The 14,343-nt window shown below is 74.3% G+C and carries 11 protein-coding genes and 1 tRNA gene; 5 read left to right on the forward strand and 7 right to left on the reverse strand.

The genetic code is table 11. The features are described 5' to 3' along the window. Positions 1–73 precede the first annotated feature (73 nt). The 4 genes from QOL15_RS09550 to argS form a co-directional block, all read right to left on the reverse strand. Positions 74–1,393: a homoserine dehydrogenase gene (locus QOL15_RS09550; protein WP_065959275.1), complete on the reverse strand. Its 1,320-nt coding sequence runs from the start codon at positions 1,391–1,393 to the stop codon at positions 74–76. Positions 1,394–1,436: 43 nt separating this feature from the next. Continuing rightward, positions 1,437–2,846, reverse strand: a complete 1,410-nt coding sequence (gene lysA, locus QOL15_RS09555) for a diaminopimelate decarboxylase (RefSeq protein WP_071247284.1) — start codon at positions 2,844–2,846, stop codon at positions 1,437–1,439. A gap of 82 nt (positions 2,847–2,928) precedes the next feature. After that, positions 2,929–3,687 carry an LmeA family phospholipid-binding protein gene (locus QOL15_RS09560; RefSeq protein ID WP_065959279.1) on the reverse strand — a complete coding sequence of 253 codons (759 nt, stop codon included), beginning with the start codon at positions 3,685–3,687 and terminating at the stop codon, positions 2,929–2,931. A 275-nt stretch (positions 3,688–3,962) separates the two neighbouring features. Beyond that, a complete protein-coding gene (argS, locus tag QOL15_RS09565) occupies positions 3,963–5,633 on the reverse strand; it encodes an arginine--tRNA ligase (RefSeq protein ID WP_065964540.1) in 1,671 nt (556 codons plus the stop codon). 72 nt (positions 5,634–5,705) lie between these two features. Here argS and QOL15_RS09570 point away from each other — a divergent pair, with 72 nt between their 5' ends. The 4 genes from QOL15_RS09570 to QOL15_RS09585 all read left to right on the forward strand — a co-directional run bounded on the left by QOL15_RS09570 (position 5,706) and on the right by QOL15_RS09585 (position 12,143). Further along, on the forward strand, positions 5,706–6,284 hold the full coding sequence (locus QOL15_RS09570) for a hypothetical protein (protein ID WP_065964546.1): 579 nt from the start codon (positions 5,706–5,708) through the stop codon (positions 6,282–6,284). Between the two features lie 206 nt (positions 6,285–6,490). Next, positions 6,491–6,562: transfer RNA gene (locus QOL15_RS09575), tRNA-Arg, on the forward strand. 245 nt (positions 6,563–6,807) lie between these two features. Continuing rightward, entirely contained in the window at positions 6,808–10,830 is a 4,023-nt protein-coding gene (locus QOL15_RS09580; RefSeq protein ID WP_083393981.1) for a Pls/PosA family non-ribosomal peptide synthetase, read from the forward strand. Next, entirely contained in the window at positions 10,827–12,143 is a 1,317-nt protein-coding gene (locus QOL15_RS09585; protein WP_071247333.1) for a M1 family metallopeptidase, read from the forward strand. The genes QOL15_RS09580 and QOL15_RS09585 overlap by 4 nt, the downstream gene beginning before the upstream one ends. Before the next feature lie 140 nt (positions 12,144–12,283). Here QOL15_RS09585 and QOL15_RS09590 read toward each other — a convergent pair whose 3' ends face one another. Next, the gene (locus QOL15_RS09590; protein WP_065964547.1) at positions 12,284–12,586 is read right to left on the reverse strand and encodes a helix-turn-helix domain-containing protein; all 303 of its coding nucleotides are present in this window, start codon (positions 12,584–12,586) and stop codon (positions 12,284–12,286) included. Between the two features lie 45 nt (positions 12,587–12,631). On the opposite strand from QOL15_RS09590, the gene map reads away from it, so the two are divergent. Beyond that, entirely contained in the window at positions 12,632–13,402 is a 771-nt protein-coding gene (gene map / locus QOL15_RS09595) for a type I methionyl aminopeptidase (protein ID WP_071247282.1), read from the forward strand. Here map and QOL15_RS09600 read toward each other — a convergent pair. Beyond that, positions 13,383–14,003, reverse strand: a complete 621-nt coding sequence (locus tag QOL15_RS09600; protein ID WP_071247280.1) for a 4'-phosphopantetheinyl transferase superfamily protein — start codon at positions 14,001–14,003, stop codon at positions 13,383–13,385. The genes map and QOL15_RS09600 overlap by 20 nt on opposite strands. A gap of 77 nt (positions 14,004–14,080) precedes the next feature. Continuing rightward, on the reverse strand, positions 14,081–14,284 hold the full coding sequence (locus QOL15_RS09605; protein WP_065964551.1) for a hypothetical protein: 204 nt from the start codon (positions 14,282–14,284) through the stop codon (positions 14,081–14,083). Positions 14,285–14,343: the final 59 nt, after the last annotated feature.

Genomic DNA, 14,343 nt, shown 5'->3' on the forward strand with positions numbered 1-14,343 from the left:
CCTTGTTCGGTGTGTTGCAGTTCGGGGGTTCGGGGGTCCGACGTCGACGACGGCGGACCGGGTCGTCCGTGGGCTAGGCGCCGACGACGCGCAGCACGCTCGTCACCTCGACGACGACGTCCTCGCCGCGGAGGGCCCGGACGGTCGCGGCCAAGGCGGACTCACGGGCGAGGTGGGTGCCGATCACGAGGTTCGCGGTGCCGGCCGAACCGTCGCCCGGGTCGGTCGCCGCGGTCTGCTCGACGGTCTCGACGCTCACGCCGTGGTCGGCGAGGACGCCGGCGACCGTGGACAGCACGCCGGGGGCGTCCGCCACGTGCAGCGTGATCTGGTAGCGGGTGCTCACCGAACCGATCGGGAACACCGGCAGCGCGGACTGCGTCGACTCCGCCACGCCGGGACCGCCGATGACGTGCCGTCGCGCCGCGGAGACGAGGTCCCCGAGCACGGCCGACGCGGTCTCGACCCCGCCGGCACCGGCACCGTAGAACATGAGGTCGCCAGCGGCCTCGGCCTCGACGAACACCGCGTTCTTCGCACCGTGCACGCTCGCGAGCGGGTGCGCCTCGGGCACGAGGGCCGGGTAGACGCGTGCGCTGACGCCCTCGACGCCGTTCTCGTCGGTCAGACGCTCGGCGGTCGCCAGGATCTTCACGACGTAGCCGGCCTTGCGCGCCGCGCGGACCTGCTCGATCGTGACCGAGGTGATGCCCTCGCGGTGCACGGCGGCGAGGGGCACCGAGGTGTGGAACGCGAGCGAGGCCAGGATCGCGGCCTTCTGCGCGGCGTCGTAGCCCTCGACGTCGGCCGTCGGGTCGGCCTCGGCGTACCCGAGCGCGGTCGCGGTCGCGAGGGCGTCCTCGAACGTCGATCCCTCGCGGTCCATGAGGTCGAGGATGAAGTTCGTCGTGCCGTTGACGATGCCCATGATCCGCTCGATGCGGTCACCGGCGAGGGAGTCGTGCAGCGGACGGATGATCGGGATCGCCCCGGCCACGGCGGCCTCGTAGTACAGCTGGGCGCCGACCTGCTCCGCAGCCGCGAACAGCTCCGGGCCGTGCGTCGCGAGCAGCGCCTTGTTGCCCGTGACGACGTCCGCGCCCGATTGCAGCGCCTGCAGGACGAGGGAACGCGCGGGCTCGATGCCGCCGATGAGCTCGACGACGATGTCGGCTCCGAGGATGAGCGACTCCGCGTCCGTCGTGTACAGCTCCGCCGGCAGCTCGACGTCGCGCGTGGCGTCGACGTCGCGGACGGCGATCCCGACGAGCTCGAGGCCGGCGCCGGCACGGGATGCCAGTTCGTCGCCGTGCTCGAGGAGCAGCCGGGCCACCTGGGAGCCGACCGAGCCGGCTCCGAGCAGCGCGACGCGGACGTTGCGGTATTCGATCATCTGGTGCGCATTCCTGTCGGGTCGGGGATCTTCCCGGGGGGTGTCAGCGGCCGGGGCCGACGACGACCCCCGTGTCGCGGGCGAGCAGGTCGTCGATCGACTCGCCCCGCACGAGGATACGGGCTGCGCCGTCCGCCACCGCGACGACCGGCGGGCGGCCGACGTGGTTGTAGTTGCTCGCGAGCGACCAGCAGTAGGCACCGGTCGCGGCGACCGCGAGGAGGTCCCCGCGCCGCACGTCGCCGGGCAGGTACTCGTCGTTCACCACGACGTCGCCGGACTCGCAGTGCTTGCCGACGACCCGGGTGAGCACCGCGGGGACGTCCGAGCTGCGCACGAGCCGGGCCGTGTAGTCCGCCCCGTACAGCGCCGGTCGGACGTTGTCGCTCATGCCGCCGTCGACCGACACGTACGTCCGGGTGGCCGCGGTGCCGTGCTCGTCCTCGAGCACGACCGGCTTGATCGTCCCGACGCGGTAGAGCGTGAGACCGGCCGGTCCGACGATGTACCGACCGGGCTCGACCGCGACCTCGGGCACCGGGATGTCCCGTTCGGCGCATGCCTCGGCCACGATCGTCGCCAGGGCCTCCGCGACGTCCTCGGGGTCGAAGGCGCTGTCCGCCTCGGTGTAGTCGATGCCCCAGCCGCCGCCGAGGTTCAGCTCGGGGACGGGTCCGGTCGCGACGAGCTCGGCGTGCACGTCCATCAGGCGACGGGCGGCCTCGCGGAACCCGGACTCCTCGAAGATCTGCGAGCCGATGTGCGAGTGCAGCCCGACGAACGCGAGCGACGGCTCCGCACGGACGGCCTCGGCCGCGGCGACCGCCTCGGTCAGCGGGATGCCGAACTTCTGGTCCTCGCGCGCGGTCGCGAGGTAGTCGTGCGTCGACGCGTGCACGCCGCTGTTGATCCGGATGCGCACGCGCTGGACCGTCCCGGCCGCGGTGGCGGCACGCGCGACGCGGCCGATCTCCTCGTGGCTGTCGAGCACGATCGTGCCGAGGCCGAGCTCGACCGCCCGGGCGATCTCGGCGTCGGACTTGTCGTTGCCGTGCAGGCCCATGCGCGCCGGGTCGACCCCGGCGGCGAGCCCGACCGCCATCTCGCCCGCGGAGCAGACGTCGAGCCGGAGGTCCGCCTCGGCCATCCACGCCGCGACCTGCGTCGTGAGGAAGGCCTTCGCGGCGTAGTACACGTGGGCGCGGGTGCCGATCCGGGCGAACGCGTCGGTGAACGCCGTGCGGACCCGGGCGGCGCGGGACTGCACGTCACGCTCGTCCACCACGTACAGCGGGGACCCGTACTGCGCGACGAGGTCGGCGGCGGCCACGCCGCCCACGGCCAGCTCGCCGTCGTCGGTCCGCGTCGCCGACGCGGGCCAGATCCGCGCGGTCAGCGCGGAGGCGTCCTCGGGGAACCGCAGCCGCGGCGGGGCCAGTGGGTTCTCGCTCACGGGACCCGATCCTAGCGAGGCGGGGCGCGCCTCCCGTCCGGTGTTACGCCACCGTCCGCGCCACGCGACCCCGCGGGGCGGGTCAGCCGGAGCAGGACCCGACGGTGCGGAGCCCCTGCTCGGTGAGCGGCAGACGGTCGGCGGTGACCCGGACCGTCGCCTGTCGGGCCGTCACGTCGAGCGCACGCACGCGCAGCTGCTCGGGCAGGAACTGCGCGGTGCAGACCTGCACGGGCACGTCCGTGACGCCCGGGATCGAGTTCACCTTGAGGCCGAGGTCGGAGTTCGTGATCCGGACGCCCTTCGGGGTGATCGTGACGCCGCGGCCGTCCCGTTCGGCGGCGACGTCGCCCGTCGCCGCGTAGGTGATGTCGTAGCCGAGCACCGCGGTGGACCCGGACAGCTCGACCCCGCCGTCGACGAGCGTGAGACGGTCGAACAGCGGGCTGTACTTCGCGAGGTCCTTGACGCTCGACGACGCCAGCGTGACCGTGCCGTCGACGTCCCGCACGTCGCCCTTCCCGTCGACCGGGACGTCGTGCACCGTGACGTCGGCCGCGAGCGGGACCCCGTCGACCGTGAGGCGGTCGGAGCGGATGTCGACGCGGTCCAGGGTGCCCGTGACGAGCTGCGGGAGGACGACGCCCTCGGCGTGTGCGGTCACCTCGCCGGTCGCGCCCTCGGGGAGGGACTGCTCGACCTGGTCGGCGATCACCCGGTCGACCACGCCGCGGAGGACGAACTCGGCGACGACGACCAGGGCGGCGAGCACGAGCAGCACGACGACGAGGACGATCGGCCAGCGGCGGCGCCTGCGGGAGGGGGCGGGTGCGACGGACATGCGTCCCACCCTGCCAGGGACCTCCGGCAGACAGCCTGGAGGCGCGGTGCGGGTCCGGTGGGAGGGGTGCGGGGCGGGCGCTTCGTGGCGCGGGGGGCGGGGCGCTGCGCGCCGGGGCGCGCTGTGCGCTTCGTGGCGCGACGTGCTCCCGAACAAGCGGAAGCACGTCGCGCCACGGCGATCCGTGGCGCGACGTGCTTCCGGTTGTGCGGAGCGTCCGCGGCCGGCGCCGCGCGCGCGAAGCGCGCCGCGCCGCCAGCGCCGCGCCGCCAGCGCTACATGCGCTCGGGAGCACTCACCCCGAGCAGGCCGAGCCCGTTGCGGACGACCTGGCCGGTCGCGTCGTTCAGCCACAGGCGGGTGCGGTGCAGGTCGGTCACGGTCTCGTCGCCGAGCGGCGTCACGCGGCAGGCGTCGTACCAGCGGTGGTACAGCCCCGCGAGCTGCTCGGTGTAGCGCGCGATGCGGTGCGGCTCGCGGAGTTCGGCGGCCTGTCGGACCACGCGCGGGAACTCGGCAAGGGCCCCGAGCAGGGCGCTCTCGGTCTCGTGCGTCAGGAGCGAGGCGTCGAACGCCGACCGGTCGACCCCGGAGGCGGCGGCGTTGCGGGCGACCGACTGCGTGCGGGCGTGGGCGTACTGCACGTAGAAGACCGGGTTGTCGTTGGTCCGCTTCGTGAGCAGGTCGAGGTCGATGTCGATCGCGGTGTCGCTGGCGAACCGGACGAGTGCGTACCGGCCGGCGTCGACACCGACGGCCTCGACGAGGTCCTCCATCGACACGATCGTGCCGTTGCGCTTCGACATCCGGAACGGCTGGCCGTCCTTGAGCAGGTTGACCATCTGCCCGATGAGGATCTCGAGGTTCGTGCCCGGCTCGTCGCCGAACGCCGCGCACATCGCCATCATGCGACCGACGTAGCCGTGGTGGTCGGCGCCGAGCATGATGAGGTTCCGCTCGAACCCGCGCTCGCGCTTGTCCAGGTAGTAGGCCAGGTCGCCCGCGATGTACGCCGGCTGCCCGTCGGACTTGACGACCACACGGTCGCGGTCGTCGCCGAAGTCGGTGGTGCGGAGCCAGAGCGCGCCGTCCGCCTCGTACATCTTGCCGAGGGACTGCAGCCGCTCGATCGCACGCTCGACGGCCTTCGACTCGTGCAGGGCGTTCTCGTGGAAGTACACGTCGAAGTCGACGCCGAAGTCGTGCAGCGAACGCTTGATGTCGGCGAACATGAACTCGACGCCCTCGCGGCGGAAGAGCTCCTGCGCCTCGTCGCGCGGCAGGTCCCGCACGTCGGTGCCGGCCGGCAGCGTCGCGATGACGCGAGCAGCGATCTCACCGATGTACGCGCCGCCGTAGCCGTCCTCGGGCGTCGGCTCGCCGAGCGCGGAGGCCACGAGGGACCGGGCGAAGCGGTCGATCTGCGCACCGTGGTCGTTGAAGTAGTACTCGCGGGTGACGAGGCCGCCCTGCGCCGTGAACACGCGCGCCAGGCTGTCGCCGACGGCGGCCCACCGCACGCCGCCCATGTGGATCGGCCCGGTCGGGTTCGCCGACACGAACTCGAGGTCGATGCGCACGCCCTCGTACAGGTCGCCGTTGCCGAAGGCCGAGCCGGAGTCGACGATCGTCCGCGCGATCTCACCCGCGGCGGCGGCCTCGAGCGTGATGTTGATGAAGCCCGGGCCGGCGACGTCGACCGAGGCCACGCCGTCGAGCTCGGTCAGCTCGCCGGCGATCTCGGTCGCGAGCTCGCGCGGGTTCGTGCCGATGCGCTTCGCGAGCTGCATGGCGGCGTTCGAGGCCCAGTCGCCGTGCGCACGGTTCCGCGGACGCTCGAGGGTCACGTGGGAGTCGTCGATCGTCACGGTGTCGGACGCGCCTCGTCGCTCGACGATCCCGGTCAGGATCGACAGGTACGCGGCGGAGAGTTCGGCAGGAGTCACGAGGGTCGAGTCTACCGGGACACCCAGCCGGCTCCGGGCCGATGCCGGAGGGCCGTGCAGCATCATGGCCGGATGACCTCCCGCAGCCGCGCCCGGGCGATCACCGTCGCCGTGCTCACCGTGTCCGCGTCCACGCTCCTGGCGGCCTGCTCCGGCGGGTCCGGCGGCGGCGCGCCGAGTGCGAGCGCGTCCGGACAGCCCATCGGCACGACCGTCACGCAGACCTGCGCCGAGCTGCTGCCGGACGACGCCCTGCAGGTCTACGGGAAGACCTTCCGGCGGGACACCGACTGGACCCCGGCGAAGGGCTCCCCCGCCGCGACCATCGAACGGCAGCGCGGTCGCGTCTGCCACCTCGTCGCGACCGACGACCCGTCGACGACGATCACGGTGGCCGTCGCGCACCTGCCTGAGAAGTCGCTCACGACCCTGAAGGACGCCCTGTACGAGCGCGGCGGCTCGGTCCCGACCTACGGGGTCGAGGGCTACTACTCGCTCACGAAGGGCGTCGGCCGCGCCGACGCGTTCCCGGACCCCTACTGGATCACCACTGAGTCGCCCCTGTTCACCGAGCCCGGCGGTGCGCAGCCCGTGGTCGACGCCGTGCACGCCGCGGTGCAGCCCGGCGGGTCGGCGACGCCCGCCGGCTGACGGCGCGGCCCGCAGGGCCGTGCCGGCGCACCCGACGCGAGCCGACGAGCCGTCACCGCCCGGCGCCCTCCGGTGACCAGGAGCCGGACGGGAGGCGCGGGTCGGGCCCGCACCGCGCCTCCCGTCCGGTGCGTCCCACCGGGACGACGCGACACGCGCTGTCCGGTGGGTGGTCGCGGACCTGCTACGGTTGGTGACACCCACGAGCCCCCATAGCTCAGGGGATAGAGCACTGCCCTCCGGAGGCAGGGGCGGAGGTTCGAATCCTCCTGGGGGCACTGTCACATCTCCGAGCAGGCAGACGTTCTCGCTTCGCTCGATCGGCTGCGCTCGATGTCGCCTGCGGCGACCGTCCCCCGTGCTCGGGTCCGCAGGACCCGTCGCCAGCGCTCGATCGGCTGCGCTCGATGTCGCCTGCGGCGACCGTCCCCCGTGCTCGGGTCCGCAGGACCCGTCGCCTGCGGTGCGGGCCGACACGCGGAGTTCGCGTGCACGACACCCGGCGTCACTATGATCCGCGCCGATGAGCACCGGCACCGCCCCCACGTCCCCGCAGGCCGAACTGGCCCGCGGCGACCATGCACCCGCCCCGCGCACCCTGCTCGACGTCCTCGAGGCGACGGCGGCCGCGCACCCCGACGCCCTCGCGCTCGAGGACCCGGTCGGCGCCGTCGACCACGCCACGATGCTGCGGCTCGTGCGCGAACAGGCCGACGACCTGGCGCGGCGCGGCGTCCGGCGCGGCGACCGCGTCGGGGTCCGCATCCCGTCCGGCGGACGCGACCTGTACCTCTCGGTGCTCGCCGTGCTCGCCGCCGGTGCCGCGTACGTCCCCGTGGACGCCGACGACCCCGAGGAGCGCGCCGCCCTGGTGTTCGGCGAGGCCGGGGTCGTCGGTGTGCTCGGTGCGGGTGGGGTCCTCCGGGTCTCCGGGGCGCCCGACGCGGCCGAGTCCCCCGTGGTCGACCCGGACGCCCGAGCGGCACGCCCGACCGTCGACGACGACGCCTGGGTCATCTTCACCTCGGGCTCCACCGGGGTCCCGAAGGGCGTCGCCGTCACGCACCGGTCGGCCGCGGCCTTCGTCGACGCCGAGGCGCGGATGTTCCTGCAGGACGCACCGATCGGTCCTGGCGACCGCGTGCTCGCGGGACTGAGCGTGGCGTTCGACGCCTCGTGCGAGGAGATGTGGCTCGCGTGGGGACACGGCGCCTGCCTCGTGCCGGCGCCGCGGTCGCTCGTGCGCAGCGGTGTCGACCTCGGCCCGTGGCTCATCGCCCACGGCATCACGGTCGTGTCGACCGTGCCGACCCTGGCGGCGCTCTGGCCCGACGACGCCCTCGAGCAGGTGCGCCTGGTCGTCTTCGGCGGCGAGGCCTGCCCGCCCGAGCTCGCGGCGAGGATCGCGTCGCACGACCGGGAGCTCTGGAACACCTACGGGCCGACCGAGGCGACCGTCGTCGCGTGCGGCGCCCGGATGGACGGCAGCCAACCGGTGCGGATCGGCCTGCCGCTCGACGGGTGGGACCTCGCCGTGGTCGACGAGACCGGTCACCGCGTCGCCCCGGGCAGCGTCGGCGAGCTGGTCATCGGCGGCGTCGGGCTCGGCCGCTACCTCGACCCGGCGAAGGACGCCGAGAAGTACGCACCCTTCCCCGAGCTCGGCTGGGACCGGGCGTACCGCAGCGGCGACCTCGTCCGGTACGAGCCCGAGGGCCTGGTCTTCCAGGGCCGCGCCGACGACCAGGTGAAGCTCGGCGGCCGCCGCATCGAGCTCGGCGAGGTCGACGCCGCGCTGCAGGCCCTCGACGGCGTCGCCGGTGGTGCCGCCGTCGTGCAGCGCACACCCGCCGGCAACCAGGTGCTCGTCGGCTACGTCGCACCGGCAGCGGGGACGACGCTCGACACCGCGGCCGCGAACGCCCGGCTGCGCGAGGAGCTGCCCGCCGCCCTCGTCCCGCTCCTGGCCGTGGTCGACGCGCTGCCGACCCGGACCTCGGGCAAGGTCGACCGTGCCGCACTGCCGTGGCCGCTGCCGGGCGCGGGCGACACCGCGGTCCTGCCGGACACCGTCGCCTGGATCGCCGAGCGCTGGTCGGCGATCCTCGGCGTACCGGTCACGGGCGTCGACGACGACTTCTTCGCCGCGGGTGGCGGTTCGCTCACCGCCGCCCAGCTCGTCTCCGCGATCCGGGAGCGCTTCCCCACGACCACGGTCGCCGACGTCTACGACCACCCCCGCATCGGTGCCCTCGCCGATGCACTCGACGACAGCGGCCCCCTCACCGCCGCACGACGCCCGGTCGCCCCGGTGCCACCCGCGACCGGACTCCTGCTCACCCTGCTCGGCCTGCCGGTGCAGGTGCTCCGGGGTCTCCGCGTCACGACGTGGACGGCGCTCGCCTCGACCGTCCTGCACGCCACGACGATCCCCGCCCTGCCCGCGCTCCCCTGGTGGGCGCTCGTCGTCGCGGTCGCCGTGTTCGTGACACCGGTCGGCAAGATGGCACTGACGGTCGTGCTCGTCCGCGCGGTGCTGCTCGGGGTCCGACCGGGCGACCACCCGCGGGGCGGCTCGGTGCACGTGCGGGTCTGGCTCGCGGAGCGCATCGCCCAGGCGGTCGACGGCCCCTCCACCGCGGGCGCGCCCTGGATCAGCTACTACGCGCGCGCACTCGGCGCCCGCATCGGCCGTGACGTCGACCTGCACACCCTGCCGCCCGTGACCGGCATGCTCACGGTCGGGAAACGGGCGTCCGTCGAACCCGAGGTCGACCTCGCCGGACACTGGGTCGACGGGGACGTCTTCCGGCTCGGCGCGGTGCGGATCGACGCGGACGCCGTCGTGCACAGCCGCTCCACCCTGCTGCCGGGGGCGCACGTCGGCGCGGGTGCCGAGGTCGAGGCCGGCTCCGCCGTCACGGGTCGCGTGCCCGACGGGGAGCGGTGGGCCGGGTCGCCGGCGGAGCGCGTCGGCTCGGCTCGGCACGGCCGGGAGGCGCGCCCCGCCACCCGACGCCGGTGGCTGCTCGCGTACGGGGCCGGTTCGGTCGTCGTGGCCGGCCTGCCCGTCGTCGGCGTCGCGGCGGGGGTGGCGGTCGTGGCCGCGCTCGTCGGGCCCGCCCCCTCGGTGGGCGCGGCCGTGCTGCACGGCCTGGCCGTCGTCCCGCTCGGCACCCTCGTGGCCGGCGCCGTGTACGCCGTCCTGGTGGTCGCCGCGGTGCGGCTCCTCGCCCTGCGCCTGCACGAGGGCCGCCACCCGGTGCGGTCCCGGCAGGGGTGGCAGGCATGGTGCACCGAGCGGGTCCTCGACGCCGCCCGGACGCTGCTGTTCCCGCTGTACGCGAGCCTGGTCACACCGTCGTGGCTCCGGCTGCTCGGTGCCCGGGTCGGTCGCGACACCGAGATCTCGACCGTGCTGCTCATCCCGTCGCTCACGCAGATCGCGTCGGGGGCGTTCCTCGCCGACGACACGATGGTCGCGACCTACGAGCTCGGCGGTGGACGGATCCGGATCGGGCGGTCGAAGGTCGGCCGACGCGCGTTCCTCGGCAACTCCGGCATGACCGGCGCCGGGCGTTCGGTCCCCCGCGAGGCCCTCGTCGCGGTGCTCTCCGCGGTGCCGAGGAAGGCCAAGCGCGGATCCTCCTGGCTCGGGTCGCCCCCGGTCCGGCTCCGGCGGGCCGCCACCCGCTTCGACGAGGAGCGCACCTTCCGTCCGCCGCGGCGGCTCAAGGTCGCCCGCGGGGCGTGGGAACTGCTCCGGCTCGTCGCGCCGGTGGTCTCCGGCGCGATCGCCCTCGGTGTCGCCGGAGCACTGATCGCCACGTGGTCGGCGGTCGGCCTCGGGTGGACGGTGATCGCCGCCGGCCCCGTGCTCGTCGCCGCCGGGGCCGTCGCCGCCGTGGTGTCGACCGGCGCGAAGTGGCTGTTCGTCGGGCGGATCACCGCGCAGGAACACCCGCTGTGGTCGTCGTTCGTGTGGCGGAACGAGGTGCAGGACACCTTCGTCGAGACCGTCGCCCGCCCCTGGTTCGCCGAGCAGGCCACCGGCACGCCGGCCCTCGCGGCATGGCTGCGCAGCCTCGGGGCGCGCATCGGCCGCGGCACCTGGATCGAGACGTACTGGCTGCCCGAGGCCGACCTCGTCTCGATCGGCCACGGGGCGTCGGTCGCGCGCGGCACCGTCGTGCAGACCCACCTGTTCCACGACCGGGTGATGCAGCTCGACACGGTGACGCTCCACGACGGCGCGACCCTCGGGCCGCACAGCGTCGTCCTGCCCGCGGCCGGCATCGGTGCGGGCGCGACGGTCGGACCGGCCTCGCTCGTGATGCGCGGCGAGCAGGTACCGGCCGGGACGTGGTGGTCCGGCAACCCGATCGCCCCGTGGACGTCCGCGCCGCCCGTCCCCGCGCCGCACGCGGAGTCGGCGGAGTCGGCGGAGTCGGCGGGACCGGCGTCCCCCGGCGGGGCCACCGCGGACGCCCCGGCCGGGTCCGGTGCCGGGACGGTCGACGCCGTGGCAGACTCGACCGCACCGTGAAGCCGAACCCCGACGTCGACCCCTACACCCCGCACAGCGGCGACCGTCGGTGGAGCGCCCGGCACCACGACCTGCGCCTGGACTACCGCGTCGCCACGAACCGCCTGGACGCCACGGCGACGATCACCGCGCACGCGCTCGAGCCACTCGACCGGGTCGTCCTCGACCTGCACGGGCTGCGGGTCGACCGGGTCGACGTCGACGGGGTCCGGGCGGCGAAGGTGTCCTCGTCGGCGCACAAGACCACCGTCACGCCGGCCGCGCCGCTGCCCGCCGGAGCCGACTTCACCCTGCACGTGCGCTACCACGGAGCCCCCCGACCGCTCCGGAGTCCGTGGGGGCAGATCGGGTGGGAGGAGCTGTCCGACGGCGTCATCGTCGCGGCGCAGCCGACCGGGGCGCCGTCGTGGTTCCCCTGCAACGACCGGCCCGACGACAAGGCGACCTACCGGTTCACGATCACGGCCGAGGCCGGCTACCACGTCCTCGCGAACGGCACCCTGCTCGGCCGCGAGCGTGCCCGTGCCGGCACGACGTGGACCTACGCCGTCACCGAACCGATGGCGACCTACCTGGCGACCGTGCAGATCGGGCGCTACCGCAGCACCACCGTGCGGGGCAGCGGGCACGAGGTCACGGTCCACCACCCCGCCGACCTGGCTGCGGCGGTGCGCACCGACTTCGGACGCGTCCCCGACATGGTGGCCCTGTTCGAGGAGTGGTTCGGTCCGTACCCGTTCGCGTCCTACGGGGTCGTCGTGACGGACGACGACCTCGAGATCCCGCTCGAGGCACACGGCCTCGCGACGTTCGGCCGCAACCACGTCGACGGCGAGCACGGCACCGACCGGCTGATCGCGCACGAACTCGCACACCAGTGGTTCGGCAACGCGGTGACGCTCGGCCGCTGGCAGGACATCTGGCTGCACGAGGGGTTCGCCTGCCACGCCGAGTGGCTCTGGTCGGAGCACCGTGGCGGCGAGAGCGCCGACGTGCTCGCCGCGCGCCACCGCCAGGCGCTGCTCACGGCACCGCAGGACCTCGTGGTGGCGGACCCCGGCGCGCGGGACATGTTCGACGACCGGGTCTACAAGCGTGGCGCCCTCGCCCTGCACGCGCTGCGTCGGACCGTCGGTGACGCCGCGTTCGCCGCCGGTCTCCGGACGATCACGGCCCGGCACCGGTTCGGGAACGTCGACCCGGCATCGGTGTACGCGGCCTTCGCCGAGGCCGCCGACCTGGACGTCGCGCAGGTCCGCGCCGTCACGGGTCCCTGGGTGGACGGGACGGGCGTCCCGGCACTGCCGGCCTGACCCCCGTCGGCCGGGCCGGAGCGTGCACGTCGAGGGCGCGGCTGCTCGTTCGTCCGGGCCGGGGCGCACGGGCCGGGGCGCCGTCCGCGGTCGCGCGGCCCGACGTCGCGGCTGCCCGGGCACGGAGCGAGGGGGCGGTGTCAGTGCGCGGGACCCGCCGGGCCCCGGCCGTCACGGGTCGGAGCCGCGGTGCCGACGCGCGTCGGGTGCAGCTCGGCCCACAGCGCGTCGAGCGACACCCCGACCACGCCGGCAACCGCGGCGATCGTCGCGAAGGACGGCGTGGCGATCCGGCCGGTCTCGATCTTCCGCAGGGTCTCCGGCGAGATGCCGGCCTCGAGGGCGACGTCGAGCATCGACCGGTCGGCGCGGGCGTGCCGGAGCAGGGCGCCGAGCCGACGACCGCGTTCGAGCTCGTCGGGACTGAGAGGGAGGCGGACCATGATCCGATACTAATGCCGGGATGATCATACCGGTACGATCAGCGGATGATCGAGATCCTCTCCCCCGCCGAGCTCGACCGCGCCCGGCGCACCGGTGCCCTGGTCGGCGACATCCTGCAGACGCTCCGTGAGCACACCCGGGTCGGCACGAACCTGCTCGAGATCGACGCGTGGACCCGCACGCTGATCGAGGAAGCGGGGGCCGTGTCGTGCTACGTCGACTACGCACCGTCGTTCGGCCGCGGGCCGTTCGGGCACCACGTCTGCACGGCCGTCAACGACGCGGTGCTGCACGGGCTCCCCCACGACCGTGCACTGGTGGACGGCGACCTGCTCACCCTCGACCTCGCCGTGACGCTCCACGGGATCGCCGCCGACGCCGCGGTGAGCTTCGTGGTCGGCACCCCCGACCCAGCCGACACAGCGATGATCGATGCGACCGAACGAGCCCTCGCAGCAGGGATCGCCGCCGCGAGACCCGGAGCACGCACCGGCGACCTGTCGCACGCGATCGGTACCGTCCTGGCCGACGCGGGATACCCCGTGAACACCGAGTTCGGTGGGCACGGCATCGGCACGACGATGCACCAGGACCCGCACGTGTCGAACACCGGACGACCGGGCCGCGGCCTCGTGCTCCGACCGGGACTCCTGCTCGCCCTCGAACCCTGGGTGATGGCGGACACCGACCGGCTCGTGACGGACCCGGACGGCTGGACGCTCCGCAGTGCGACGGGGGCCAGGACGGCGCACACCGAGCACACCATCGCCGTCACCGAGGACGGCGCCGAGGTCCTCACCCGCCCGAGGAGCTGACCGACGGGTCGACGTCGAGCACGACCGGGAGCCCGCCCGCGGCGACCGCGAGGACGAGGTCCGCGTCGAGGTGCGCGACCTCGACCCGCTGCGTCGTGCCCGCGAACGTGGCGGTCTGTTCGTCGAGGTCGACCAGGACGGCCGAGGGATCGACGCGCAGGCCGCGGCCGTCGCGCTTCAGGACCGCCTCCGTGACCGTCCACGCAGCGGTCCGGTCGCGGTCGTCGGACGACTGTCCCACGACGGACACGTCGAGGGGTGCGGCGGCGACACGGGACACCCGCTCGACGTCGACGCCGATCTCCGTGCCCGCCGGGGCGCCGACGGCGACCGCGAGGACGACGACGCCGGACGTCGAGGCCGTGCTGACGGGGAAGGGGCGGCCGCTCGCGGCCGCCCACGGGCGACCGTGGTCCGTCGAAGCGCAGTGCGGACAGTCGCGCCCCGCGCGCACCGCTGGCAGGTCGACACCCGCAGCCGACGCGACGGCGGCGACCAGCGCCTCCCGGGCGTCGACGGCGTCACTGACGACGGACACCTGCACCCGCGCGTCGGGCAGGGTGTCCGCCGGAGCCCGACCGTGCACGTCGTCGGACTGCACCGGTCCGCGCAACCGCACGGTGTCGGAGCCGCCCGGAGCCGTGTGGTCCGGGCGCGACCGCGCGGGGTGCAACCGGATCAGGCGTGCGTGAGCGCGATGAGCGCCACGTTCATGGTGCTGTAGGCGCCCTCGGACCTGGTGGCCTGACGGACTCGACCGCGCAGGACCTCGTACCGGCCGTCCTGTTCCCGGACGAACCCGATCACGCCGCTCGCCGGGGTCGAGACCCGGTGGTAGCCGTCCTCCAGCGGGACGACCTCTGTGCTGGCTGTGCGCTCCATCGCTGCTCCCCTTTCCGTTCGTCGTCGAACAGTGGCCGCCAGCATACCCCGGTAGGGGG

Origin of the sequence: Curtobacterium sp. MCBA15_012, from assembly GCF_001864935.2 — a bacterium.
GTDB lineage: Bacteria > Actinomycetota > Actinomycetes > Actinomycetales > Microbacteriaceae > Curtobacterium.

Bases quoted from the DNA above. Each gene is read 5' to 3' on its own strand.
- QOL15_RS09590 (WP_065964547.1), bottom strand. From the start codon at position 12,586: ATGGTCCGCCTCCCTCTCAGTCCCGACGAGCTCGAACGCGGTCGTCGG.
- QOL15_RS09580 (WP_083393981.1), top strand. From the start codon at position 6,808: ATGAGCACCGGCACCGCCCCCACGTCCCCGCAGGCCGAACTGGCCCGC.
- map (WP_071247282.1), top strand. From the start codon at position 12,632: ATGATCGAGATCCTCTCCCCCGCCGAGCTCGACCGCGCCCGGCGCACC.
- QOL15_RS09550 (WP_065959275.1), bottom strand. From the start codon at position 1,393: ATGATCGAATACCGCAACGTCCGCGTCGCGCTGCTCGGAGCCGGCTCG.
- QOL15_RS09605 (WP_065964551.1), bottom strand. From the start codon at position 14,284: ATGGAGCGCACAGCCAGCACAGAGGTCGTCCCGCTGGAGGACGGCTAC.
- QOL15_RS09570 (WP_065964546.1), top strand. From the start codon at position 5,706: ATGACCTCCCGCAGCCGCGCCCGGGCGATCACCGTCGCCGTGCTCACC.
- QOL15_RS09560 (WP_065959279.1), bottom strand. From the start codon at position 3,687: ATGTCCGTCGCACCCGCCCCCTCCCGCAGGCGCCGCCGCTGGCCGATC.